The sequence below is a fragment of the Arthrobacter sp. Y81 genome (genome assembly GCF_002929335.1).
Lineage (GTDB): Bacteria > Actinomycetota > Actinomycetes > Actinomycetales > Micrococcaceae > Arthrobacter.
In genome coordinates this window covers 65,382-87,189 of sequence record NZ_PJIL01000007.1, presented here as the reverse complement: position 1 = coordinate 87,189, position 21,808 = coordinate 65,382, and the positions used below count along the sequence as shown (strand labels likewise).

General features: G+C 66.1%; 20 protein-coding genes, 1 tRNA gene and 1 riboswitch. Of the genes, 12 read left to right on the top strand and 9 right to left on the bottom strand.

Annotation, left to right across the window (positions count from 1 at the left end; all coding sequences use genetic code 11):
- The first annotated feature begins 96 nt into the window (after nt 1-96).
- The 5 genes from CXQ91_RS11130 (at nt 97) to CXQ91_RS11110 (ending at nt 3,183) form a co-directional block, all read left to right on the top strand.
- Nucleotides 97-882, top strand: a complete 786-nt coding sequence (locus CXQ91_RS11130) for a phosphatase PAP2 family protein (protein WP_104174126.1) — start codon at nt 97-99, stop codon at nt 880-882.
- A gap of 12 nt (nt 883-894) precedes the next feature.
- Entirely contained in the window at nt 895-1,530 is a 636-nt protein-coding gene (upp, locus tag CXQ91_RS11125) for a uracil phosphoribosyltransferase (RefSeq protein WP_104173985.1), read from the top strand.
- A gap of 91 nt (nt 1,531-1,621) precedes the next feature.
- On the top strand, nt 1,622-1,999 hold the full coding sequence (locus tag CXQ91_RS11120) for a glyoxalase superfamily protein (protein WP_104173984.1): 378 nt from the start codon (nt 1,622-1,624) through the stop codon (nt 1,997-1,999).
- A gap of 45 nt (nt 2,000-2,044) precedes the next feature.
- On the top strand, nt 2,045-2,749 hold the full coding sequence (locus tag CXQ91_RS11115) for an HAD-IA family hydrolase (protein WP_104173983.1): 705 nt from the start codon (nt 2,045-2,047) through the stop codon (nt 2,747-2,749).
- Nucleotides 2,750-2,814: 65 nt separating this feature from the next.
- Nucleotides 2,815-3,183 (top strand): STAS/SEC14 domain-containing protein, encoded by a 369-nt coding sequence (locus tag CXQ91_RS11110; RefSeq protein ID WP_146072325.1) that lies wholly within the window; start codon nt 2,815-2,817, stop codon nt 3,181-3,183.
- Between the two features lie 19 nt (nt 3,184-3,202).
- On the opposite strand, the gene CXQ91_RS11105 is transcribed toward CXQ91_RS11110, so the two are convergent.
- The 4 genes from CXQ91_RS11105 to CXQ91_RS11090 all read right to left on the bottom strand — a co-directional run bounded on the left by CXQ91_RS11105 (nt 3,203) and on the right by CXQ91_RS11090 (nt 7,682).
- Nucleotides 3,203-4,138, bottom strand: coding sequence for a dolichyl-phosphate beta-glucosyltransferase (locus tag CXQ91_RS11105; RefSeq protein ID WP_104173982.1), 936 nt, complete (start codon nt 4,136-4,138; stop codon nt 3,203-3,205).
- A 163-nt stretch (nt 4,139-4,301) separates the two neighbouring features.
- Complete coding sequence (locus CXQ91_RS11100; RefSeq protein ID WP_104173981.1) at nt 4,302-5,087, bottom strand: hypothetical protein; 786 nt, start codon at nt 5,085-5,087, stop codon at nt 4,302-4,304.
- Nucleotides 5,087-5,271, bottom strand: a riboswitch (cyclic di-AMP (ydaO/yuaA leader). Its footprint overlaps the gene before it by 1 nt.
- A gap of 134 nt (nt 5,272-5,405) precedes the next feature.
- Nucleotides 5,406-6,938: a HAMP domain-containing sensor histidine kinase gene (locus CXQ91_RS11095; protein WP_104173980.1), complete on the bottom strand. Its 1,533-nt coding sequence runs from the start codon at nt 6,936-6,938 to the stop codon at nt 5,406-5,408.
- 3 nt (nt 6,939-6,941) lie between these two features.
- The gene (locus CXQ91_RS11090) at nt 6,942-7,682 is read right to left on the bottom strand and encodes a response regulator transcription factor (RefSeq protein WP_104173979.1); all 741 of its coding nucleotides are present in this window, start codon (nt 7,680-7,682) and stop codon (nt 6,942-6,944) included.
- Between the two features lie 246 nt (nt 7,683-7,928).
- Between CXQ91_RS11090 and CXQ91_RS11080 the strand changes: the two genes are divergently transcribed.
- The 5 genes from CXQ91_RS11080 (at nt 7,929) to CXQ91_RS11060 (ending at nt 12,909) form a co-directional block, all read left to right on the top strand.
- A complete protein-coding gene (locus tag CXQ91_RS11080) occupies nt 7,929-8,612 on the top strand; it encodes a hypothetical protein (RefSeq protein WP_181038855.1) in 684 nt (227 codons plus the stop codon).
- Between the two features lie 541 nt (nt 8,613-9,153).
- Nucleotides 9,154-10,026, top strand: a complete 873-nt coding sequence (locus CXQ91_RS11075) for a winged helix-turn-helix domain-containing protein (RefSeq protein ID WP_104173977.1) — start codon at nt 9,154-9,156, stop codon at nt 10,024-10,026.
- Between the two features lie 432 nt (nt 10,027-10,458).
- Nucleotides 10,459-10,989, top strand: a complete 531-nt coding sequence (locus CXQ91_RS11070; protein ID WP_104173976.1) for a histidine phosphatase family protein — start codon at nt 10,459-10,461, stop codon at nt 10,987-10,989.
- 95 nt (nt 10,990-11,084) lie between these two features.
- Entirely contained in the window at nt 11,085-11,756 is a 672-nt protein-coding gene (locus tag CXQ91_RS24750) for a hypothetical protein (protein ID WP_181038854.1), read from the top strand.
- A 43-nt stretch (nt 11,757-11,799) separates the two neighbouring features.
- Entirely contained in the window at nt 11,800-12,909 is a 1,110-nt protein-coding gene (locus CXQ91_RS11060) for an EamA family transporter (protein ID WP_104173974.1), read from the top strand.
- Nucleotides 12,910-13,454: 545 nt separating this feature from the next.
- On the opposite strand, the gene CXQ91_RS11055 is transcribed toward CXQ91_RS11060, so the two are convergent.
- The 4 genes from CXQ91_RS11055 to CXQ91_RS11040 form a co-directional block, all read right to left on the bottom strand.
- Complete coding sequence (locus CXQ91_RS11055; RefSeq protein WP_104173973.1) at nt 13,455-14,072, bottom strand: TetR/AcrR family transcriptional regulator; 618 nt, start codon at nt 14,070-14,072, stop codon at nt 13,455-13,457.
- Nucleotides 14,069-16,105, bottom strand: a complete 2,037-nt coding sequence (locus CXQ91_RS11050; protein ID WP_104173972.1) for a YhgE/Pip domain-containing protein — start codon at nt 16,103-16,105, stop codon at nt 14,069-14,071. Before CXQ91_RS11050 ends, CXQ91_RS11055 begins: the two co-directional genes overlap by 4 nt.
- Complete coding sequence (locus CXQ91_RS11045; RefSeq protein WP_104173971.1) at nt 16,102-16,821, bottom strand: ABC transporter ATP-binding protein; 720 nt, start codon at nt 16,819-16,821, stop codon at nt 16,102-16,104. Before CXQ91_RS11045 ends, CXQ91_RS11050 begins: the two co-directional genes overlap by 4 nt.
- A gap of 98 nt (nt 16,822-16,919) precedes the next feature.
- Nucleotides 16,920-18,389, bottom strand: coding sequence for an NAD(P)/FAD-dependent oxidoreductase (locus CXQ91_RS11040; protein WP_104173970.1), 1,470 nt, complete (start codon nt 18,387-18,389; stop codon nt 16,920-16,922).
- Nucleotides 18,390-18,561: 172 nt separating this feature from the next.
- Here CXQ91_RS11040 and CXQ91_RS11035 point away from each other — a divergent pair, with 172 nt between their 5' ends.
- Nucleotides 18,562-19,290: a FadR/GntR family transcriptional regulator gene (locus CXQ91_RS11035; protein ID WP_104173969.1), complete on the top strand. Its 729-nt coding sequence runs from the start codon at nt 18,562-18,564 to the stop codon at nt 19,288-19,290.
- A 122-nt stretch (nt 19,291-19,412) separates the two neighbouring features.
- On the opposite strand, the gene CXQ91_RS11030 is transcribed toward CXQ91_RS11035, so the two are convergent.
- Nucleotides 19,413-19,486 (bottom strand) — tRNA-Arg (locus CXQ91_RS11030).
- Between the two features lie 278 nt (nt 19,487-19,764).
- Between CXQ91_RS11030 and CXQ91_RS11025 the strand changes: the two genes are divergently transcribed.
- Nucleotides 19,765-21,591 (top strand): phosphoenolpyruvate carboxykinase (GTP), encoded by a 1,827-nt coding sequence (locus CXQ91_RS11025; protein WP_104173968.1) that lies wholly within the window; start codon nt 19,765-19,767, stop codon nt 21,589-21,591.
- The last annotated feature ends 217 nt before the right edge of the window (nt 21,592-21,808 follow it).

Below are 21,808 nucleotides of genomic sequence, written 5' to 3'. Positions count from 1 at the left end.
CGAACGGGCCCGGGAGACGACGTGAAGACCTTGACTGAGCGCATTACCGACCGCTGGGGACGGTGGGTTGTTCCCTACGCTGCCCTCTGGATCACCATGCTGGTTGGCGGTGCGATCGTCGTCACACTGGCGTTTATGGGTGCCGAAGTCTACGACGACGTGGTGGACGAAGCGGGCCTCGCCAACCTGGACAAGCCTGCGCTGGCGCTGTCGGAGGGCCTCCGGAACCCCTGGCTCAACTCCGCCGTGACTGCCTTCACGAATATCGGTGGCGGGATCGGCATGCCCATCGTCGGCAGCATCCTGACGGCCTGGCTTACGTGGGCAGGGCGTACCTGGCGCCCCCTTATCCTGGTGGGCGGCGCGGCTGCCGTTTCGGTCACCGCCACCACCGCCGGCAAGAAGCTCTTTGGCCGCACCCGGCCCGAACACGCGGAGGCTGTTCCGCCGTACGAAACCTCACCGTCGTTCCCCAGCGGGCACGCCCTCAATACCACGGTTGTGATCGGACTGGTGGTGTACCTGGCCTGCCTGCAGATCCAGCGGACCGTTGCGCGGGTGTCCATGATCACGGCCGGTGCGCTCTTCATCATTGCCATGGGCCTCAGCAGGGTATTCCTCGGCCATCACTGGCTGACCGATGTCATCGCCGCGTGGCTCCTTGGCCTCGCCTGGGTGGGAATCGTGATCCTGGCCCACCGGCTCTTCCATGTCATACGGCACCGCGAGCACGCAGGACCGGCTCCGACCTTCGACCACCCGTTGCTCCGGGAAGAACCGGACGGGCGCCATAGCAGCCACGGCGGAAAACCCGGTGGCGGCGGCGCGGGCCCGCGTCAGGAAGCCGGCGGATCGCGGGGCGGGGACACCACCGCCGGGTGATAGTTTTGACCCATGCGCACACTCGTCGTGGACCACCCGCTGGTCGCCCACAAGCTCACCGTTCTGCGGGACAAAAACACCCCCTCCCCGGTCTTCCGGCAGCTCACCGAGGAACTGGTCACGCTCCTCGCCTATGAGGCCACGCGGGACGTCCGCACCGAGCCGGTCACCATCCAGACTCCGGTCAGCACCACCATCGGCACCGCGTTCACCAAGCCCACCCCGCTGGTGGTTCCCATCCTCCGCGCCGGCCTGGGCATGCTCGAAGGCATGACCAAACTCGTGCCCACGGCCGAGGTCGGGTTCCTGGGAATGGCCCGTGACGAGGAAACGCTGGACATCATCACCTACGCGGAGCGCCTCCCCGAGAACCTGACGGATCGGCAGATCTTCGTCCTGGATCCCATGCTGGCCACCGGCGGTACGTTGCGGGAAGCCATCAAGTTCCTCTTCAAGCGCGGCGCCTCTGACGTGACGTGCATCTGCCTGCTGGCCGCGCCCGAGGGGCTGGCCAAGCTGGAGGAAGAACTCTCGGACGCCAACGTGACCATCGTCCTGGCGTCCATTGACGAGAAGCTCAACGAAAAGTCCTACATCGTGCCCGGACTCGGCGACGCCGGAGACCGCCTCTACGGCATCGCCGGCTAACAGCATCGCTGGCTAACAGGGGCGCCGGCTAAGCCGGTGCGAAGCGATTGCCCCCTTCCGGTTTCCGGCGGCCCCGGCTAGCCTGTGCCCCATGGACTGGAAACTTGAACTGGTGTTTGTCCCTGTGTCGGACGTGGACCGTGCCAAGGATTTTTACGTCAACAAGGTGGGCTTCAACGCTGACTTCGACGAGCGGCCCATGGACGGCATCCGCTTCGTCCAGCTGACCCCGCCCGGATCGGCCTGTTCGATCGCCATCGGCGAGGGCCTCAGTGACGCTCCTCCCGGCACCGCCCCGAGCCTGCAGGTCGTGGTCAGCGACATCCAGGCCGCGCACAAGCACCTCAAGGACAACGGAGTTGAGGTCAGCGACATCGACGTCCAGGACTGGGGCCATTTCGTCCATTTCGCCGATCCCGACGGCAACAAATGGGCGGTCCAGTACCTCCCTCAACGCCCGAACGGCTAAGTCACAAAAAACCCGCGCCGCCCCGGCGTGGGGCAGGATGGAAGCATGAGCTTTCCTGCCGACGCCGCAACCGCTGTCTCCGCCATACGGTCCGCGACAACCTTGACCGCCCGGGCCGTGCTGTTCGACATGGACGGCACCCTGGTTGATTCCACGGCAATTGTGGAGCAGGTGTGGGGCGAATTTGCGGCCCGCTACGCCCTGGACCTGGCCGAGATCCTCCGGACGTCGCACGGCGTCCAGGCCGGGGACACGGTACGCCGGTTTGCCCCGGCCGGATCCGACGTCGTCGCACTCACTGCGGAACTCGGCGCGATGGAACGGGTCCGGACCGAGGGCATTGTCGCCTTGCCCGGGGCCGCTGATCTGTTGCGCAGCCTGCCGGCGGATGCCGTGGCACTGGTGACCTCCGCCGACCGGATCCTCGCCGACATCCGGATGGGCGCCGCGGGTCTCGCCATGCCTGCCACCGCCGTCACGGCCGACCTTGTCACGCGGGGAAAACCCCATCCGGAAGGCTACCTCCGGGCTGCCGAACTGCTCGGGGTGGACCCGGCCAACGCAGTGGTCTTTGAGGACGCACCCGCAGGCATTGCGGCCGGTCTCGCCGCCGGGATCAGGACCGTGGCCATCGGGCCCAACACCGGTGAGCTTCCGGACGGCGTTCTGCACATCGACGACTACTCCGGGGTGTCCGTGACCACGGCAGTGGACGATGCCGGCGTAAGGACGATTTCCTTCCGGTTCTGACGTCCGAACCGGCCTCCTGTCGGCTAGGGTCAGTGAAGAGTGCTGACGCTATCTGGGGGGATAGGATGACCGAGGTTTCGATTGACGGCGCCAGAGGCACCGTTGTTCTGCGCGATGGTGTTCTTCATGTGCGGTGGATTCCAGGCCTGGCTATCTCCGAGGATGCCGCGACGGCCGTCATGGCGGCGGTCAAGGAGTTGACCGGCGGGCGGCGGTATCCGATTCTGGTGGACATGGCGGCCGCGGCGTCCATGAGCCGCGGTGCACGGCGCGTCTTCGCCCGTCCCAGCACAGTGGACAGGGTGGCGCTCCTCGGATCGTCCCCGGTGGACCGGGCAATGGCCAATTTTTTTCTCAGCATCAACACTCCGGCTGCTCCCACGCGGTATTTCACCTGCCTGGACGAAGCCATGACGTGGCTTGTGGACACGTAGCCGCGCATTCCAGCGCCCTTCAGCCGGACGTCACCGGCGCGGAGCCGCCGTCCAGGGCCGAGCGGAGTTCAGGAACCGGTATGCGGCCGGTTGCCAGGTCGCGGCTGAGGCGGCCCATGCCGCGCAGGTCGGCGAGGGCGGTCCGGAGAAGATCCACACCGGCGTCGGACTCGTTTACCCAGTCCACCGGCACCTCGTGCACCCGGAGCCCGCATTTTTCGGCCAGGACCAGCAGTTCGGTGTCGAAGAACCAGGCATTGTCCGCGGTGTGGGGGAGGAGCTGACGGGCAATGTCCGCGCGGATGGCCTTGAAGCCGCACTGCGCATCGCTGAAATGTGCGCCCAGGAGGGTGTGCAGCAAAAGGTTGTAGCCACGGGGGATGAACGCCCGCCGGTGGCCGCGGACCACACGCGAACTGCGCGATAGCCGGGTTCCGACCGCCAGGTCGGAATGCCCGGAGATGAGCGGCGCTATCAAGGGGGCCAGCGCAGCAAGGTCGGTGGAAAGGTTCACGTCCATGTAGGCCAGCACGGGCGACGGCGACGCGAGCCACACCGTGCGAAGCGCGTTCCCCCTTCCCTTGTCCGGGAGCCGGACCACGGTGACCTCGCGGAGTTCCCGGGCCACACGCTCGGCGACACGGAGCGTGCCGTCGGTGCTGGCGTTGTCCGCCACAGTAATCCGGAAGGTGTGCGGGAAAGTGCCGTGCAGGTAAGCGTGCAGCCGCCGGAGGGACTGCTCCAAATCCTGTTCCTCGTTGTAGGCCGGGATGGTCACATCCAGGACGGGCGCGGCGGTTCCGGTCCGTTCGTCGACGGCGGCCCGCGTGTCGATAGGGACACGGCGGATGTTACCCGCACCGGAAAGCGCCGGAGCGGCACCCGTCAGGACGTCGACGGCGGCCCGCGGTTGCGTGTGCGGCAGGATCCCCGGGGCCTGGTCTGTGAGCGTCATGATTCAACTATGAGGCCGGCGCATATGAAGCATTTAGGCCACAGCTGTGCACCTGCTGTGGAAGCTGGGAAGCGATACGCCGGCAACACGGCCGAAGGCCCCGAATCACGTGGATTCGGGGCCTTCGGCTGATGCGGACCGGGTCCGGCGGGCATGGGTCGGCTTAGTACCAGTTATTGGCGTAGTGGAAGTTCAGGGCGTCGCAGGGGGAGCCGTAGCGTTCCTTGACGTAGTTCAGGCCCCAGTTGATCTGAGTGCGGAAATTGGTGAGGTAGTCTCCGCCCGCGCTGGCCATCTTTTCGGCCGGCAGCGACTGGACAATGCCGTACGCGCCACTGCTGGCATTCGTGGCCGTGGTCTTCCAATCCGATTCCTTGGTCCACAGCGTGGTCAGGCACTGCATCTGGTCAGCCGCCCAGCCGTAGTTGCCGAGCTGCGAGGCGGCATACGCCTGGGCAGCTGCGGGGTCATCCACGGCGACAGGCGGCGCGGGAGCCGGAGCGGGTTCCGGAGCCGCCGCCGGTGCAGGGGCGGGGGCCGGTGCTTCCGCGGCCTTCTCCTCTGCGGGCTGTTCTTCGGACGGCTGCTCCTCGGTGGACTGCGCGGACATGCTGACAGAAGCCGGAGCCGGCATGGCCGAAACCAGGATCTTTTCGAACGCGAGCTTCGACTTCGTGTCGGCGCTCGCTGCGGCGACTTCCGCGTTCGTCGCCGAGCTTGCCGGTGCGGCGGGCTCGGAAGCCTGGCCGGCGGCGCCGACGCCGATCAGCACGGCGCAGGCGGTGGCCACCACAGCGGCGCGGCGGCCGGAGCCGTGCAGGCCGGCGGCAAACCGGGACAGCGGGGACGCCGTCTTGGCTGATTCAGCGCGGTGGCGTGAGCGTTCTGCGGGCACCGCAGTCTTACGTGAAGGGCGCTCTGGACGTACTTCTGGCGTGGATTTAGTCATGGTTGCCTCTCGATGCCGGCGGAGTTAGCTGTCGGGTTCGGATGAGGTCATCCGGCCGCACGGAACTTCACGTGTCGGCTTCACCCCGAGGGCGGCGATGCAGAATGCCCGGAGACCTGGGTCCCCCGCCTCTGCCTGATCATGAGGAAATCCGGGTAGCGGCAGAGTTTGGCGTCCATCCGGATATGCGGCCGGAACGGTGGCCGCACTCTAAAAACCGTACAGGAGATAGAACCTTAAGTCACATTTCGGTAACGAGGATCACGGCGGCGGCGCGTTGACTTGCGTCGGGGCGGCCAGGGATTCGTGCGCTGAGAACTAGGCTGCCAGTGGTTCGCAGGGGAGGCGCAGCGCGAACTCCGTGCGTCCCGGACGGGAGGTGACTTCGACGGTTCCGCCGTGCGCTTCCATGATCGACTGCACAATTGAAAGGCCCAGCCCGCTGGTCCCCTCAGCGGCGGCCGCTCCCGCGGCGGCCGAACCCGAAGCAGAACCTGCCGGGCTGGTGCGGGCGGCGTCCGCCCGGGCAAAGCGGGCGAAGACCCGGTCCACAAATTCGGGCGGGATCCCGGCGCCGTTGTCCGTCACGGTCACCACGGCGCTGCCGTCAGCGGAGCGCATCACGCCGGTGACAACGGTGGTTCCGGGGTCCGTGTGCTTGCGCGCGTTGGAGAGCAGATTGGCCAGCACCTGGTGCAGCTGCGTGGCGTCCCCTCGGACCACCACCGGCTCGTCGGGCAACTCGAGCTGCCAGACGCGGTCCGGTGCCATGACCTTCTCGTCGCTGACGGTTTCCACCACCAGCTGCGTCAGGTCCACGTCGCTGATTTTGAGCGGCTGCCCTTCGTCCAGCCGGGCCAGCAGCAGGAGGTCCTCCACCAGGGTGGTCATCCGTTCGGACTGGCTTTGCACCCTGGCCAGGGATTTCTTGCCGTCCGGAGTGAAGTCCTCGGTCATCCGCATGAGTTCCGTGTAGCCGCGGATTGCCGTAAGTGGCGTGCGCAGCTCGTGGGAGGCGTCGGCCACGAACTGGCGCACCTTCGTCTCGCTCTGCTGCCGGGCCTCGAGGGCCTTGGAGACGTTGTCCAGCATGAGGTTTAGCGCGTGGCCCACGCTGCCCACTTCAGTTCCAGGGTGCGCGTTCGACGGCGGCACGCGCACCGCGAGGGCAACCTCGCCGGCATCGAGCGGCAGCTGCGAAACCTGCGTTGCCACTTCGGACAGCTGCTCGAGGGGTTTCATGGTGCGGCGGATGAGGACCGTTCCGGCAAGGCCGATCAGGACCAGGCCTCCCATCGAAACGATCACCATGGTCCACACCAGTGAGCTGAGCGTGTTCTGCTTTTCATCGAGGGGAAGTCCGGTGACGATCACGTCCCCATACGGAGCCTCCACAGCCACCAGGCGGTAGGAGCCAGTGGAGAGGGTCCGGTCAACCGGCGTTCCGTCGTGTCGGAGGGCCAACAGGACCTGGTCATCCTCGGGGGACAGCGACGCCTTGGTGGCATCGTTGGCGAGGAACCCGGCCTTGCTGACATTGCCGTCGTTCATTCGTGCGATGAGCGTCCCGATGCCTTGTCCCTTGGCATCCAGGGGATCCGGCCTGTTGTTGGGGTTACCAAGCGGCGGGCGGCCGAACTCGCTGGACCGCCGGGAGGCTTCCGTGAGTTGCTTGTCTAGTTGCTGGGTGAGGAATGAATCCATGGATGCGTAGCTGAACAGGCCAATCGCGCCGCAGATTGCCACCAGCAATGCCATGGCCACGAGCACCAGCCGGGTGCGCAGGTGCCAGGTCGAGGGATCGAGCCAGCGGCGGCCTTCTTTGCGGGCTACGCCGGCAAGCGTGGGCACCGCTCAATCCGCCGGTTTGATGACATAGCCCGCCCCGCGGACAGTATGGATCATGGGCGGCTGCGTTGCGTCCACCTTCTTGCGCAGGTAGGAAATGTAGAGTTCCACGATGTTGGCCTGGCCGCCGAAATCGTAGTCCCACACCCGGTCCAGGATCTGTGCCTTGCTGACCACCCGTTTGGGGTTCTCCATGAGGTAGCGGAGGAGTTCGAACTGGGTGGCCGTGAGCTGCAGTTCCTCCCCGGCCCGGGTCACCTCGCGTGTGTCGATGTTGAGGACGAGGTCGCCCACCACCAGCTCGGCGGTGTCCATGGCGGCAACGCCGGAGCGCTGGACCAGCCGGTGCAGGCGGAGGAGCACTTCTTCCATGCTGAACGGCTTGGTGACGTAATCGTCGCCGCCGGCCGCAAGGCCGAGGATGCGGTCCTGGACGGCGTCTTTTGCCGTCAGGAAAAGCGCGGGCACCTCCGGCGCGAAGGCGCGGATCCTGGTGAGCAGCTCAACGCCGTCGAACCCGGGAAGCATCACGTCCAGCACCAGGACGTCCGGGCGGAACTCCTTGGCGAGTTTCACGGCTTCAGGGCCGTCGCCGGCGACGGCAACGGACCAGCCTGCCATCCGCAGGCCCATGCTCATGAGCTCGGAGAGGCTGGGTTCGTCGTCAACCACCAGGGCGCGGATGGGAGAGCCGTCCGGGTGGGTGAGCTGGGGAAGGTTGTTAGTCATGGAGTGCGAAGTGGCCATGGGACAACTCTCCGATCTACGGTTTAGCCGGCCCTATGGGGATCCTGTGGGCCAGCTGTGAATCCCAGCCTAGCCAGCTGAACGCTCCGGCGGGGCCGTCCCGGGCGGCACGGCGCGGATCGGTTGTTTCCGGGCTGAAGGCAGCCGCAGAAAGGTCACAGGCTCACCTCTTGCGGTGCACAGCCCCCGCACAGGAACGATTCAGAGTCTGGGGTGGACACAGTCCGCAGGCCCGAGGAGTACGCCATGAACAACCACCACAACACCCCAGTTCCGGAAACCACCCCGGAAACCAGCCCGGACCCCACTTGGGAAAACCAGCCAGGACCGGCAGGCGGGTGGGGCGCCCCGGTGGCCGCAGGAGCGGCGGTTGTCCTCGTGGGCGGAGCCGGCGTCGGAATGTACGCTTTGGCGTACAGCTCCGCAACGGCCGACGGCACCGCCGACGCAACGGCTGACGGCGATGCGCTGCCGGAAACTTTGCCGGGCGCCCGCGGCGGTGCTCAGGGCGGATTTGCCGACGGCGGGATGCCTGCCCAGGGTGGACCCGGAAACTTCGCCCCCGAGGGCCTGGGTGGAATGGGGAGCGGGGTGGCCGCCGCCGTGCACTCCGAATACGTGATCCTGCAGGAAGGCGCCTACGTCACCAAAGTGGAACAGCAGGGGACGGTCACCGAGGTTAGTTCGGACGCCGTGACCGTCCAGAGCACGGACGGGTTCAGCCGGACGTATTCGCTGGGTTCGGGCGTGGCAGTGAGCAATCTGCAACAAAGGCGTCAACAGGCCGGCGGAACCTCAACCAGCCAGCTGACAGTCGCCGATATCGTCTCCGGCGCTATGGTAAGGATCGTTGCTGCGAAGGAATCCAACGGTTTCCCGGCGGAGTCCGTTCAGCTCGTGGCCACCACGCTCACAGGGCAGTCCAACTGAGCGGGCGGGGGTTCCGAGCGGGTTCCAGGGGCCAGATTTTTCCGTGAAGCAAAACCGGGGGCTGGACATCGGCAATAAGCGGACCTCGTATTTCAGCAATTCCATACTGGCTGAATTTTTGCCACGAAAGGGTTCGTTTTGGAGAATATTATTCGGAATCTGACCAATTCCGATCGATCGTTCTGAAAAACACCTGTTATTTTATTGGCATTTCAGAATCGTGATTTAGGCCACAATGCGGGATTCCGTCTCACGATGCGGACGATTCTGCCCATTGTTACTTGCAAGTTTTCATTGTTACGTTGCACACTTCAATTGTGAACAAGAACTCAACAGCACCTGCAGCCGCAGAAACCTGGACCAGCCCACCCGCTGGCGAAGACAAGCGCTGTTGTCGAATGCACGCCTAACTTTCCCACCCCGAGAAGTTTTTAGGCATTCGCCCCAAGCCCAGCGTCGGGCGCCCCTCCCCAGATCTCATTGCGGGGAAAGCCAGCATTCGAGCCGCGATGACGGCCATTCACATTGAGGTAAGCATTCCATGTCAGTTGCATCTGGATACGTCCACATCTCCGTCCGAAACGCCAACAAGGGCGGCCAGCCTTCCGGCCTCCGCCAGGGATTCGGCGCCCGACCGGCGTTCGCCCCGGCAGCCCCCGGCAACAGCTTCCCGGCCCCCGGCTATGCGCCGCAGGGCTACAACCCGAACTCTTATGGCCAACTTCGCGCTGTTCCCGCCGCCGAGTCAGCCCCGCAGACGGCGCCCACCCCCGTGATTGCACCGGCCAACGGCAGCGCCATCCGCCCCGTCGCGAACGAAAACGTTGCCCGCGGATTTGTCCTGTACATGGGCATCGACGAGGAAACCGCGGCAGCAGCCGGCACCTCCATCGCCAAGCTTGCCCAGGAAATCCGGGCTTACGCACAGTCCCTCGTCTCCGGTGCGGAGAGCTACGCTGCCGTGGCGGTTGCCCCCGCCAGCGCCCCGGGTTCCGCGCTCGACGTCGTACGGTCCACCTTCGGTGACCCCACCGTCAACTCCCGCCAGCGCACGGAAGCCGCCCGGCTGCCCCAGCCCCAGGATCCCCGGCCGTCCGGCGTCCTCATCGACCTGGCCCGCCGCGAAGTCCACCTCGACGGCGAATCCCTGAACCTGACCTTCAAGGAATTCGAGCTCCTCAACTACCTCGTTGAAAACGGCACCCGCACCGTGGGCCGCGACGAACTGCTCGAGGGCCTGTGGCGCAACGCCGAAGAGGTTCCCAACGAGCGCACCATCGACGTCCACATCCGCCGCCTCCGCTCCAAGCTGGGCCGCCTTGCCAACACCGTGCGCACGGTCCGCGGCCAGGGCTACCGGTTCTACGAGCACCCGGAGGTCGTGGTCTGGGCCGCTCCGGAATACTCCATCTAGCCCTTAACCTCGCGCAAAGCGTCCGTTCCCCTCGTTGGGGACGGGCGCTTTCGCTTTCACGGCACGATCCCTCGGCGCCTGCGCTCGTTCCTCACGCAACAACGGCGCTTTCGGGATGCGCCGCTACGCTTCAGCGCCCTCGCACCGCTGGCAGACCGCTTTCGTGCGTCCTGGCCACCGAGCATGTGCCTCCGCGGCTGGTGGGGGCGGCGGGGGTGTGGGTGTGGTCCTATGGCTCTGTTGGCTTGGGGTGGTGCGGCGTAGGCTCTGATCGTCCGTCCGACCATCAGGAGGAAACATGTCAGTTGCACGCATTACAACCCTGAGCGCGAACTCGAAAACCTCGTTGAAGTGACCTTCGTTCTGGAGGACTAAACCGTGTGCAGGGCGGCCGTGACCTGAGGGGCAAGGCCGCCGCACTAGGATTGGTGCATGAGCGAGCATCACATCAGGCGGCTGGTCCTCATGCGGCACTCCAAGGCCGATTGGCCCGGAGGCGTGCCCGACCATGAGCGGCCGCTGGAAGAGCGCGGACACCGGGAGGCGCCGCTGGCAGGCAAGTGGCTGCTCAAGCACGGAGTGGTTCCCGATTTCATCCTGTGCTCCAGTGCGCTGCGGACCCGGCAGACGTGCACGTGGGTGTGCGCGGAACTGGGGGACAAGGCCCCGACACCGAAACTAGAGGACGGCCTCTACGGCGCATCGGCAATTCGGATGCTTACCGTCATCAACCATGTGCCGGACACCGTGACCACACTGATGGTAATCTCCCACATGCCCGGCGTGCAGGATCTTGCCATGCATCTTGCTTCACGTGACTCCAACCACGATGCCTACATGGACGCGGCCACCCGGTTTCCCACGAGCGGCTTGACCGTCCTGGAAACTGAAAAGACCTGGGCTGAACTGGACGGCCAGGACGCCCGGCTGACGCACTTCAAGGTGCCCCGGGGGCACAAGTAGGCCCTCGCAAATAGCCGCCGCGGTTTATGGTCAGCAGTGGGTTTGTGATGTTTACTGGAGATATTCATCGGGGCCCAGGTTAGAAGGAGATCATCGTGGACTCAGGACAGCTTGTGGGCATCATCATCGGCGTTGTGGTGGTGGTTGCGATCATTGCAGCAGTACTGTTCTTCAACCGGAGGCGCAAGGTGGAGGCGGACAGGAACCGGGCCGCCGAAATGCGTGAAAAGGCCCAGACCGATGAGCTCGGAGCGCGGGAAGGCGAGGCCAAAGCGGCGCGTGCCGAGGCCGATGCCAAGCAGGCCGAGGTGGACGCCGAGCGCCTGCGCCGGGATGCCCGCGAAAAGCAGGAGGAAGCGGAACGCGTGCGGGCCGCATCGCGGGAGCAGCTCCGCGAAGCCGACGAAGTTGACCCTGACGTGGTCACCGCCGACAGGCAAGACACCGACCGGCAAGACACCGACGAGTACGATGAGGCCCCCGTCCCTCCGCAGACGCGTTCGGAAGCGGGCACCCGCGGACGCGGGGACAACATTCCGGCAGCTGGTGGCCCAGTCGGTGCAGAACCCCGCACAACCGCCCCCCGCACGGCTGCCCCCACCACGAACGAACCCCGCACCACCGACCCCCGCACTACGGAATCCACCACCACCGAGGCGGGCGCCGCGGAACCCGGGACGACACGACGGACCGATTCCGTCCCGGGTGGCGACCAGCATGACGGAGGAGCGGACGGGGCTCCCGGAGAGCGCCCCCGGAACCTTTGACCGGCGTACCGCGGCGCTGCAGTACTGACCCGGCAGCCGGAGCGTGAACCTTCGCCATTCCGCCCTTGCGGTCCTCGTGGCCGTGCTGTGGGGCGCGAACTTCGTTGCGATCGACCTCGGCCTGCACGCCAACGGCACGGAAGTGCCGCCGCTGCTATTTGTGGCCATGCGCTTTGTACTGGTGGTGTTTCCGTGGATCTTCTTCATCCGCAGGCCCGACGTCAGCTGGCTGGCCATCCTTGGAGTCGGTCTGTTTATGAGTGCCGGACAATTCGGCCTCCTCTACCTGGCCATGGCCCTGGGTATGCCTGCCGGGTTGGCCTCACTGGTCCTGCAGGCACAGGTGCTGCTAACGGTGCTGCTGGCTGCAGGAATCCTGGGTGAACGTCCCAGCGGACGCCAGTTCGCCGGCGTCGTGCTCGGTGTTGCGGGCCTTGCAGTGGTGGCAGTCGGCCGCAGCATGGTGGCGCCTGTTCTTCCCCTGATTATCGTGCTGGCGGCCGCGCTGTCCTGGGCGGCGGGCAACATCGTCGCCCGGCAGGCCAAGGCCTCCTCCGGCCTGGGCCTCGTTGTGTGGTCCGGTGCCGTGGTTCCGCTGCCGCTGATCGGGTTGTCACTGTTGATCGACGGTCCGGCCGCCGTGGGCGGCACTCTGACCGGGCTGCAGTTGGTCACCATCCTGAGCGCCATCTACACGGCTGTCCTCGGGTCCCTGGTGGGCTACGGAATCTGGAACTGGCTCCTGGGCCTCTACCCGTCGTCGGCAGTGGTCCCCTTTACGTTGCTTGTCCCGGTGGTGGGAATGACGACGGCGTGGCTGGTCCTGGGCGAGGTCCCCTCACCTGCGGAGATGGCCGGCGGGCTCCTGCTGCTGTGCGGAGTGGCTATCGCCGTCCTCCGGCCGGGCCGGCAGGGGGCCACTCCGGGCCAGCGCAGATGGCATGCTCAGCGACGTGATGTGGCCTTTGCGGGCGACTTGGGCGCCGGCTTGGGCACGGCGGGCTTAGGCGCGGCGGACTTGGGCACGGCGGACTTGGGTGCCGGCCGGGACACACGCGTCACGGGGGCCTTGGCGGATGACGACGCCGACGCGGGCCGTTTGGCCGCCGGGGCGCGGGTGGCCCCTGACCTTGACGCGGGAACGCGTCCGTAGGCGGTCCCGGCAGCCGCGCGTGCGGCAGGCCGGACGGCCGGTCGGCTGGCGGCGCCTGCAGGTCTGCGCCGGCCAGACTGGTTGCGGCCAGACTGGTTACGGCCGGACTGGTTGCGGCCCGGCCGGAGCCGCCTGCCCGCCGGCCACACCGCGCCGGTGAAGAGAACCAGCAGCGTTCCCGCGCCGGAAACGGCAGCGAGGTAGAAGTAGATATCGGAGTCCTGCGTGGTTACGGCCGTGCCCAGCGAATCCGGTTCCGCGGTGAAGGCGAGCCCCCACATGCGCAGGAACGCAATGGCGAAACCGATGAACAGGCTGGTTCCCACGCCTCCCGCCAGCAGGGCCACGTTGCGTCGCCGGGCTACCACCTGGACGACACAGGCAAGGTATCCCACGGCCACGGCTCCGAGGAACGTGTACATCACTGCCTCTTCGAGCGTGATCGCGGTGAGCACCAGAAGGCCCGCGGCGGCGAAGGCCGCAACGATGGCTAGTCTTCCACTGTTACCCATGTGGCGCATGTGACTAATCTTCCCCGATGCGCGCTACTTCCTGACGTAGCCACGCATGATTGCCATGATGGCCGCGACGCTCTGTTCGCGCGTGCGCTCGGGGTTGTACGTCTGGCGGTCCAGGCCCACCACAAAGCATGCGCCGAAGATGGCGGTCTCCAGGCTGCCGCGGGAGATGGATTCGTCAACGTCGTACCGTCCGGCCACGCCCTCAATCGCGGCGCCGATCACTGCCAGCAGGCGGCCGCGGAGCTCGGCGAAGGTGTCCTGCCACTCGCTGGGGGTCCGCCAGTTCTCGCTGACCCAGAGCCTGGCGAAGGACGGGTACTCGGCCATGAAGTCCATCGCCTGGCCGATCATCTCGTCCATGGCCGCCAGCGGGTCAGCGGAGGAGTCCTTCACGCTCAGCAGCCTGGCCAGCAGGATGTCCACGCCGTGGCGCAGCAGCTGGGCGATCAGGTCGGACTTGCTGCCGAAGTTGTAATAGACGGTTCCCTTGGAAACGCCGGCTGCTGCAGCGATCTCGTCCACCGTGACGCCGGCCGCACCGCGTTCCCCGATGAGTTCCATGGAGGCTTCGAACAGTTTCTGCTTGGTGGCATTGGTGCGGGCGGGGCGGAGCTTCTTGTCGCCGGCTTCCTGCATGCTCATACGGCGATCTCCGGTTTCAGGGACTTCAGGGTCCAGAACTTGTGATTGTGGACGGCCAGCGTTGACAGCGCGGCCCCCAGCACAGTGTAGCCAAACAGGCCGGCCACGGTGGGCAGGATCATCGACAGGTCCGCGCCGTAGATCAGGTGCCGCATCCCGGTGACCACGTAGCCCATCGGGAGGACCTCGTGCACCACGTGCAGCGGCTGGGGCGTGGTCTGCCAGGGGAAGGTGCCTCCCGAGGACACCAGCTGAAGCACCAGCAGGATCAGCACCACCAGCTTCCCGGGTGAACCAAGCAAGGCCACAATGCCCTGGATGATGGCGCTGAATGCCATGGCGGCCGCAAGCATGAACAGCCACATCAGCACCGGGTGCGCGGGGTTCAGGCCCAGCGCCAGGTCCACCACGAGAGTGAGCAGGCTCGCCTGGACAACGGAGACAGCCAGGAAGGGAAGCCAGCCGCCCACGGCGATCTTCCACGACGGCGCGTTGGACGCCAGCGCCCGCTGCGTGACCGGCCGCATGGCCTGAATGAGCATAAAGATGCCGATCCACAGTGCCAGGGTCAGGAAGAACGGCGCGAGGCCGGCCCCATAGGACCCGGCCTTCGCCTGGGAGACGTTGCTGACGGCCACGGGATCGGCCATGACCTTGGCGAGGCTGTCCTTCTGGGCATCGTCGGGATTGGGAACCTGCCCGGCGCCCTTGGCCAGCTCCGAGGCAAGGGTGCCTGCTCCGCCGGCAGCCGTTGCCGCGCCGTCCTCAAGCTGCGCCGCGCCGCCGTCGAGCGTCCGGGCGCCTTCGGCGAGCTTCGCGGCGCCGTCAACGGCACCCTGCTCGCCGGCCGCCAGCGCGGATGATCCGGTATGAAGCTGGTCGGCGCCTGCAGACGCCTGGGAGATGGCGCCCGTCAGGGCGGGAGTGGCTGCCGCCAGCTTGGCGGCACCGGCGCTCACTGCAGCCGAACCGTCGGCAAGCTGTTGGATCTGCGCCGCATCGGACTGGATTTTCGCCTTGGCGTCCGCGACCGGTCCGGAGGCGGCAGCCGCATCAAAGTCGGCCAGGATGCTGTCGGCCTGGGCCTGGGTGATGATCCCGGCGGCCATCAGCCTGCTGTTGGACTCCCCAACCCGGGTCCGCAGCCCCTGGTCCGCCGAGTTCAATTGCCCGACGACGTCCTGAACCTTGGTGTTCAGGGTGGCGTTTCCGGTGGCCACCTGGGCGGCGCCGTCGGCCAGCTTTTGCGAATCGGCCGGCAGGGAGGCCGTCTTGTCCCCGAGCTGGCCGAGTCCGTCGCTGAGCTGTGCCGCGCCGGCGTTCAGCTGGTTGGCGCCGTCGCGCAGTTTGAGCTGGCCGCCGTAGAGCTCGCCGGCCCCGCTGCTCAGCTGCGTGGTGCCGTCGTGAAGGGTCACGGTGCCGTCGTGGAGCTTGGTCACGCCGTCGGAAAGCTGGCCGGCGCCGTCCGCGGCCTTGGCCATCTGGGTGTGGATGGTGCCGAATCCGGTGAGCAGCTGGTTGGCGGTTTCCTCGCCCACTTCCTTCGCGACGCTCGAGTGGACGGCCGTGGTCAGCTTGTCCACGATGGTGCTCAGGAGGTAGTTGTTGGCGTCGTTCGTGGTCACGTTCAGCATGGCCTGGTTGGCTGCGTCAAAGCTGCCGGGGGAGGCAAGGTTCGCGGAGAAGTCCTTGGGAATCTTGAGGGCGAAGGCGTACTTGCCGCTGCTGACTCCTTCATCGGCCTTCTCCGCGGAATCGACCGGCTGCCAGTTGAACACGTGACCGTCGATGAGGCTGTCCGCTGCATCCTGGCCGGCATGCAGCTGTGTTCCGTCGCCGGACGTGGCGCCGGTGTCTTCCACCACCAGTGCGGCGTCGATCTGGTCCAGGTTGCTGTACGGATCCCAGTTGGCGTAGAGGTACACCGCCCCGTAAAGCAGCGGCACCATGGTCAGGGCAATGATGGTCAGCTTGGGCAGCAGCCCGCCGGTCATGCGCTTGAGTTCGGAGCGGGCCAGCCGCAGCACAGTCACTTTGCGTCCTCTGTTTCGGGGGTTGGGGCATCGGCGCCCGGGGATTCCGGGGACTCGGGGGTCGCTGCGGTGGCGGTTGTGTCCGCCGTCCGGGGTACGGCGTTGCCGATCACAGCGGTGGGGCCGGTCCAGTTGTCCGGGAGGGAAGCGACCGTGGCGACGACGGCGAGGTGCCGGCCGCCGTCGTACGCCAGCTCCTGAAGCCGCGGCAGCCAGTCTGCGGTGTCACCGCTGTGGCGGTCGGGGGAGTCGACCACCAGGAGGTCGGTGTCCGGGTTGGCGAGCGAGAGGGCAGTAAGCAGTTCGATGCGCCTGGCGGGGGCCAGCTGTTCCGTCCACAGGCCGGCGATGTCCTCGAAGCGGTTGACTTTGAGCCACGGTTTGCTGAGCAGGGCACCGCGGTAGCGCCGTGGGATCAGCGCCAGGTCTTCGGTAACGAGATCGCGCACGCTCAGGTGCTGTTCGGGTTCATTGACCCCGGGGGCGTCCACCAGGGAGCTGGCCAGCCGAATGCGCTTGGTCTTCGCCACGCCGTCCCAGAGGAGCTCGCCGGACGACGGTTTCATGCGTCCGCTCAGTGTGAGCGCCAGCGCAGTTCTCTGGTCCTGGCCGGCGCCGCTGACCAAAACCAGCTCGCCCCGCCGGGCCTGGAGTGAAGTCGGCGGGAGGAGGTCATCCCGCCGGCCTTTCACGTGAAGCTGTCGAACCGAGAGCATTGGAGCCTTTCGCAGAGCGTATCTGCTTCAAGGCTAACTAAACTGACCAGTCAGTTCAAATAGAATGCGGCGGATGTGACCAAGCAGTCAGCTGCGTGTCAGAGGCCGTACTCCTCGAGCAGCCGCAGCCACACCTCGCTGATGGTGGGATAGGACGGCACCGCATGCCACAGCCGGTCCAGGGGCACCTGGCCCACCACGGCGATGGTGGCGGCATGGAGGAGCTCGGCCACGTCCGGGCCTGCGAACGTGGCCCCGAGCAACACCTTCCGGTCCTCGTCCACCACCAGCTGCGCCCAGCCCTCGTAGTGCTCGGAATGCAGCGCGGAGCCGGACACGTTGATGGGGAGTTCCACCGAGGAGACGTTGTAGCCGTCCTTCTCAGCCTGCCCGACGGACCGGCCAACACTGGCGAGCTCGGGATCCGTGAACACCACGTTGGGGATGGCATGGTCGTTGGCGGTCTGCGCGAAGCGGCTCCACAGCGCCGGCGTTCCGTGCAGCTCACCCTTGGCCCGCGCCGCGATGGCGTCGCCTGTGGCGCGTGCCGAATATTTGCCCTGGTGCGTCAGCATGACTTTGCCGGCCGCGTCCCCCACCGCATAGAGCCACCGGCCGTTGCCGCCGTCGGCGCTGCCGGCGCCGATGCCCTCCACCAGCCCGGTGGTATCCGTGCGAAGCGGCGGCACTTTGCCGTCGGCCGCGCCAAGGCCCACGGCTTCCAGCCCCAATCCGTCCAGGGCGGCATGGCGGCCGGTTGCCACCAGCAGCTTCTCGGCACTGACGCTGTTGCCGTCCGCCAGATCCACGGTGACGGAGCCGTCGTCGTTCTTGCTGACCCGCTCAGTGCCGGTGTTGAGGCGGACGTCCACACCGTCCGCGCGGAGCCCGGCCAGCACCAGATTTGCGGCGTCCTGCGGGTACATGCTGAGCAGATCGCCGCGCGCCACGAGGGTCACGGACGAACCAAGCCGGGCGAATGCCTGCGCCAGCTCGGTGCCGGCCACCCCGCCGCCGAGGACCACCAGGCTGCGCGGAACGCTGCGTGCGGACGTGGCCTCACGGGTGGTCCAGTAGTCCAGCTCCGCCAGGCCTGCCACTGGCGGGGCTGTGGGGGCCGATCCAGTCGAAAGTACGACGGCGTGCCTCGCCGCGAGGAGGTAGTTCTTGCCGTCCAATCCCGTCACTTCGACCGCACGGGGGCCGGTGATGCGGCCACGGCCCCGGATCAGTTCAATCCCGGTGTCCTCTACCCATTTGACCTGGCCGTCATCCTGCCAGTTGGACGCGAAGTAGTCCCGGCGCTTGAGCACGGCGGATGCGTCCAGGGTCCGTGTGACCGCTTCTCCGGCACCGGGAACGGTTTGTGCGCCATGGAGGGCGGTGCCGGGGCGCAGCAGGGCCTTGGAGGGCATGCAGGCCCAGTAGGAGCATTCGCCGCCCACCAGCTCCGCCTCCACCAGGACCGCCGTCAGGCCGCCCTGGACCACGCGGTCCGCGACGTTTTCCCCCGCGGCGCCCGCGCCGATCACTATGACATCGAATTCGCGTTCAATTGTCGCCGTCATGGCAACAGACTACGCCCGGCATCCGGGACGTGTTGCGGGATGAAGCCCGCGGATTGGCGCCCGGAATCGGGACCGGGATAGGCACGGGAGCTTAACAGTAGGTGGGACATCCAATATTGTTTGCTGTGACCCACTGCGTACGGTGGTTCAGGACTCTCGGTTAGGGGAACCCATGACTACATCAGGCGTCGCTTCGCAGGCGCGGTTCAGCGCCCAGGCGCGGCTCCGCGCGCTTCAGGCGGACATCATGGACCTCATCCTGGAGCGTGAACTTGAGGCGGGCGATCCGCTGCCCACCGAAAACGAGCTCGCCGTGGCGTTGGGCGTGGGGCGGAATACTCTCCGTGAATCGCTCAAAGTGCTGCAGGCGCTTGGCGTTGTGGAAATCCGCCACGGATTCGGAATGTTTGTGGCGCCCAGTAATTTTGATGCCCTGGCAGACGGATTGACATTCCGTGGCAGGCTGTCGCTGCGGCACAAGGGCGGTGAGGCCCTGGAGCTGGTGGACGTCAGGCAGGCCCTCGAATCCGGCCTGGTCGGCAGCGCCATGGACGCGATGACCTCCGGGCAGCTGGCAGCTGTTGAGGAGTCCGTGGTCCGGATGGAGGAGCTGGCTGCCGCGGGGGAGGCGTTTGTGGAAGCGGACGCCGAATTCCACCGGCGGTTGTTTGAGCCGCTTAACAACGCGCTGCTGATCAACCTGCTCGCCGTCTTCTGGAAGGTGTACCGGCAAATCCACCTCGAGGTCGGCACTGGTGCCGAGGATCTGACGGAGACGGCGGCGATGCACCGCGGGATCTATGAGGCCGTGGCGGATGGAGACAAGGCCCTGGCTGCTGAACGGCTCAACCGCCACTTCGACGGCATCCGTCACCGCATCACCGAGTCGATAGAGAAGTAGGGCGGCGGGCCTGACCCGAAGGGCGGTCAGGCCCGCCGGGCCGCCGCCCCCGGCGGTCAGGCCGAAACATACTGAAACAAAAAAGATCCGCACCGGCGAACCGGTGCGGATCTTTCTTACTGTGCGCCCAAAGGGATTCGAACCCCTGACCTTCTGTTCCGTAGACAGACGCTCTATCCAGCTGAGCTATGGGCGCATTCTCGGCTCCGGGAGTTTTTCGTTCACCCCCGAACCTCGAATTACTTTACGCGAGTTGCCGCGGAGTTCCAAATCGAAACGTGTGTAATCTGCGCGACTAGACCGGTCTATGTGACCTTCCTCACAAAATGGAGTGATTTATCGGGTCCTGTTCCTTGATTTTCCGCGGTTTTTGCTTTTTGGCGCCTAGGACATCCCATCTCTGGCCCAGAAATTCCAGTGGTCTAGAGCCCTAGCATTTAGGACACACCACTGAACCCGAGGAAGGGAACCGCAATGGGCGATCTCGCACGACTGCCGCTGCTTGAGAAAGCACCCACTACACATGCTGGCCTGCTGGCATGGGTCGAAGAGGTTGCAGAACTTACTCAGCCGGACCGTATCCACTGGGTTGACGGTACCGAAGAGGAAAACACCAGGCTCACCGACGAACTCGTCGCAGCAGGAACGCTGACGCGCCTGAACCAGGAGCTCTTCCCCAACTCTTTCGCTGCATTCTCCGATCCCGCGGACGTGGCCCGCGTGGAAGAGCAGACGTTCATCTGCTCCGAGAACGAACGCGATGCAGGCTTCACCAACAACTGGATGGCTCCGGCGGAGATGAAGGTGAAGCTGCGCGGCCTGTTCGCCGGCTCCATGCGCGGCCGCACCATGTACGTGATCCCGTTCGTCATGGGCCACCTCGACGCAGAAGACCCCAAGTTCGGTGTGGAGATCACCGACAGCGCCTACGTTGTCGCCTCCATGCGCATCATGGCCAACATCGGCACTGAGGTGCTGGACAAGATCACCGCGACGAACGCGTTCTTCGTTCCCGCCCTGCACTCCCTGGGTGCGCCGCTCGAAGCCGGCCAGGCGGACGTGCCGTGGCCGTGCAACACGGACAAGTGGATCGTGCACTTCCCCGAGGAGCGCTCCATCTGGTCCTTCGGTTCCGGCTACGGCGGAAACGCCCTCCTGGGCAAGAAGTGCTACGCCCTGCGCATCGCCTCGGTGATGGCCCGCGATGAGGGCTGGCTTGCGGAGCACATGCTCATCCTCAAGCTCACCTCGCCGGAGAAGAAGTCGTACTACATGTCCGCGGCCTTCCCGTCGGCCTGCGGCAAGACCAACCTCGCCCTGCTCGATCCGACCATCGAGGGCTGGGAAGTCGAGACCCTGGGTGACGACATCACCTGGATGCGGATCGGCAAGGAAGGCGAACTGCGCGCCACCAACCCCGAAGCCGGCCTGTTCGGCGTAGCCCCGGGCACCGGCTGGGGCACCAACCCCAACGCCATGCGCGCCATCGCCAAGGGCCACAGCATCTTCACCAATGTCGCCCTCACGGACGACGGCGGCGTGTGGTGGGAGGGTATGACGGAAGAGGTTCCGGCGCACCTGACCGACTGGGAGGGCAACTCGTGGACCCCGGATTCGGACAAGCCGGCTGCCCACCCGAACTCCCGCTTCTGCACGCCGATCTCGCAGATCGACATGCTGGCCGAGGAGTACTACAGCCCCGAAGGTGTGGAACTCTCCGCCATCCTCTTCGGCGGCCGCCGCAAAACCACGGTCCCACTGGTAACCCAGGCCCGCAGCTGGACCAACGGCATCTTCATGGGTTCCACGCTTTCCTCGGAGACCACGGCCGCCGCTGCCGGACAGGTTGGCGTGCTCCGCCGCGACCCGATGGCCATGCTGCCGTTCATCGGCTACGACGCAGGCGACTACCTGAAGCACTGGATCAGCGTCTCAGGCAAGGCCAACCCGGAACGCCTGCCGCACATCTTCCTGGTCAACTGGTTCCGCCGCACCGCCGACGGCGGTTTCGCCTGGCCCGGTTTCGGCGACAATGCCCGTGTCCTGAAGTGGGCCATCGAGCGTCTCGAAGGCAAGGCTGACGCCATTGAAACTCCGATCGGCTTCGTGCCGGCGGGCCACTCACTGGACCTCACCGGCCTGGACCTGACTCACGCCCACGTGGAAGACGCCGTCCGCGTCGATCCGGCCGAGTGGGCTACCGAGCTGGCCTCCATCGAAGAGTGGTACGCGAAGTTCGGTGACTCCCTGCCCGAGGCCCTGCGCTCCGAGCTGGACGGCCTGAAGGCCCGCCTGGGCTAGGTCTTTCGCCCCAGTACGGAGTACGACGGCGGCCCCGCACCTTTCCCCTGGAAGGTGCGGGGCCGCCGTCGTCATTTCACCGTCGATTACTCCGTGACAGCGGTTTCCGCCGTCAAACGGCCGTTCCGTGGCAGTCGATCGTGCGCCTGGCCATTGTGTCGCGCAGCGGCTGGGCGTAGCTTTTAGAGAACTAGTTGTTCTCTAAGTTGAGGGACCG

Excerpts from the sequence above, each read along its gene's own strand:
- CXQ91_RS11080 (WP_181038855.1), top strand. The coding sequence starts at position 7,929 with ATGAACAACCACCACAACACCCCAGTTCCGGAAACCACCCCGGAAACC.
- CXQ91_RS11070 (WP_104173976.1), top strand. The coding sequence starts at position 10,459 with ATGAGCGAGCATCACATCAGGCGGCTGGTCCTCATGCGGCACTCCAAG.
- CXQ91_RS11075 (WP_104173977.1), top strand. The coding sequence starts at position 9,154 with ATGTCAGTTGCATCTGGATACGTCCACATCTCCGTCCGAAACGCCAAC.
- CXQ91_RS11110 (WP_146072325.1), top strand. The coding sequence starts at position 2,815 with ATGACCGAGGTTTCGATTGACGGCGCCAGAGGCACCGTTGTTCTGCGC.
- CXQ91_RS11055 (WP_104173973.1), bottom strand. The coding sequence starts at position 14,072 with ATGAGCATGCAGGAAGCCGGCGACAAGAAGCTCCGCCCCGCCCGCACC.
- CXQ91_RS11100 (WP_104173981.1), bottom strand. The coding sequence starts at position 5,087 with ATGACTAAATCCACGCCAGAAGTACGTCCAGAGCGCCCTTCACGTAAG.
- CXQ91_RS11115 (WP_104173983.1), top strand. The coding sequence starts at position 2,045 with ATGAGCTTTCCTGCCGACGCCGCAACCGCTGTCTCCGCCATACGGTCC.
- CXQ91_RS11090 (WP_104173979.1), bottom strand. The coding sequence starts at position 7,682 with ATGGCCACTTCGCACTCCATGACTAACAACCTTCCCCAGCTCACCCAC.
- upp (WP_104173985.1), top strand. The coding sequence starts at position 895 with ATGCGCACACTCGTCGTGGACCACCCGCTGGTCGCCCACAAGCTCACC.
- CXQ91_RS11040 (WP_104173970.1), bottom strand. The coding sequence starts at position 18,389 with ATGACGGCGACAATTGAACGCGAATTCGATGTCATAGTGATCGGCGCG.
- CXQ91_RS11130 (WP_104174126.1), top strand. The coding sequence starts at position 97 with ATGCTGGTTGGCGGTGCGATCGTCGTCACACTGGCGTTTATGGGTGCC.
- CXQ91_RS11120 (WP_104173984.1), top strand. The coding sequence starts at position 1,622 with ATGGACTGGAAACTTGAACTGGTGTTTGTCCCTGTGTCGGACGTGGAC.
- CXQ91_RS11045 (WP_104173971.1), bottom strand. The coding sequence starts at position 16,821 with ATGCTCTCGGTTCGACAGCTTCACGTGAAAGGCCGGCGGGATGACCTC.
- CXQ91_RS11105 (WP_104173982.1), bottom strand. The coding sequence starts at position 4,138 with ATGACGCTCACAGACCAGGCCCCGGGGATCCTGCCGCACACGCAACCG.
- CXQ91_RS11025 (WP_104173968.1), top strand. The coding sequence starts at position 19,765 with ATGGGCGATCTCGCACGACTGCCGCTGCTTGAGAAAGCACCCACTACA.
- CXQ91_RS11035 (WP_104173969.1), top strand. The coding sequence starts at position 18,562 with ATGACTACATCAGGCGTCGCTTCGCAGGCGCGGTTCAGCGCCCAGGCG.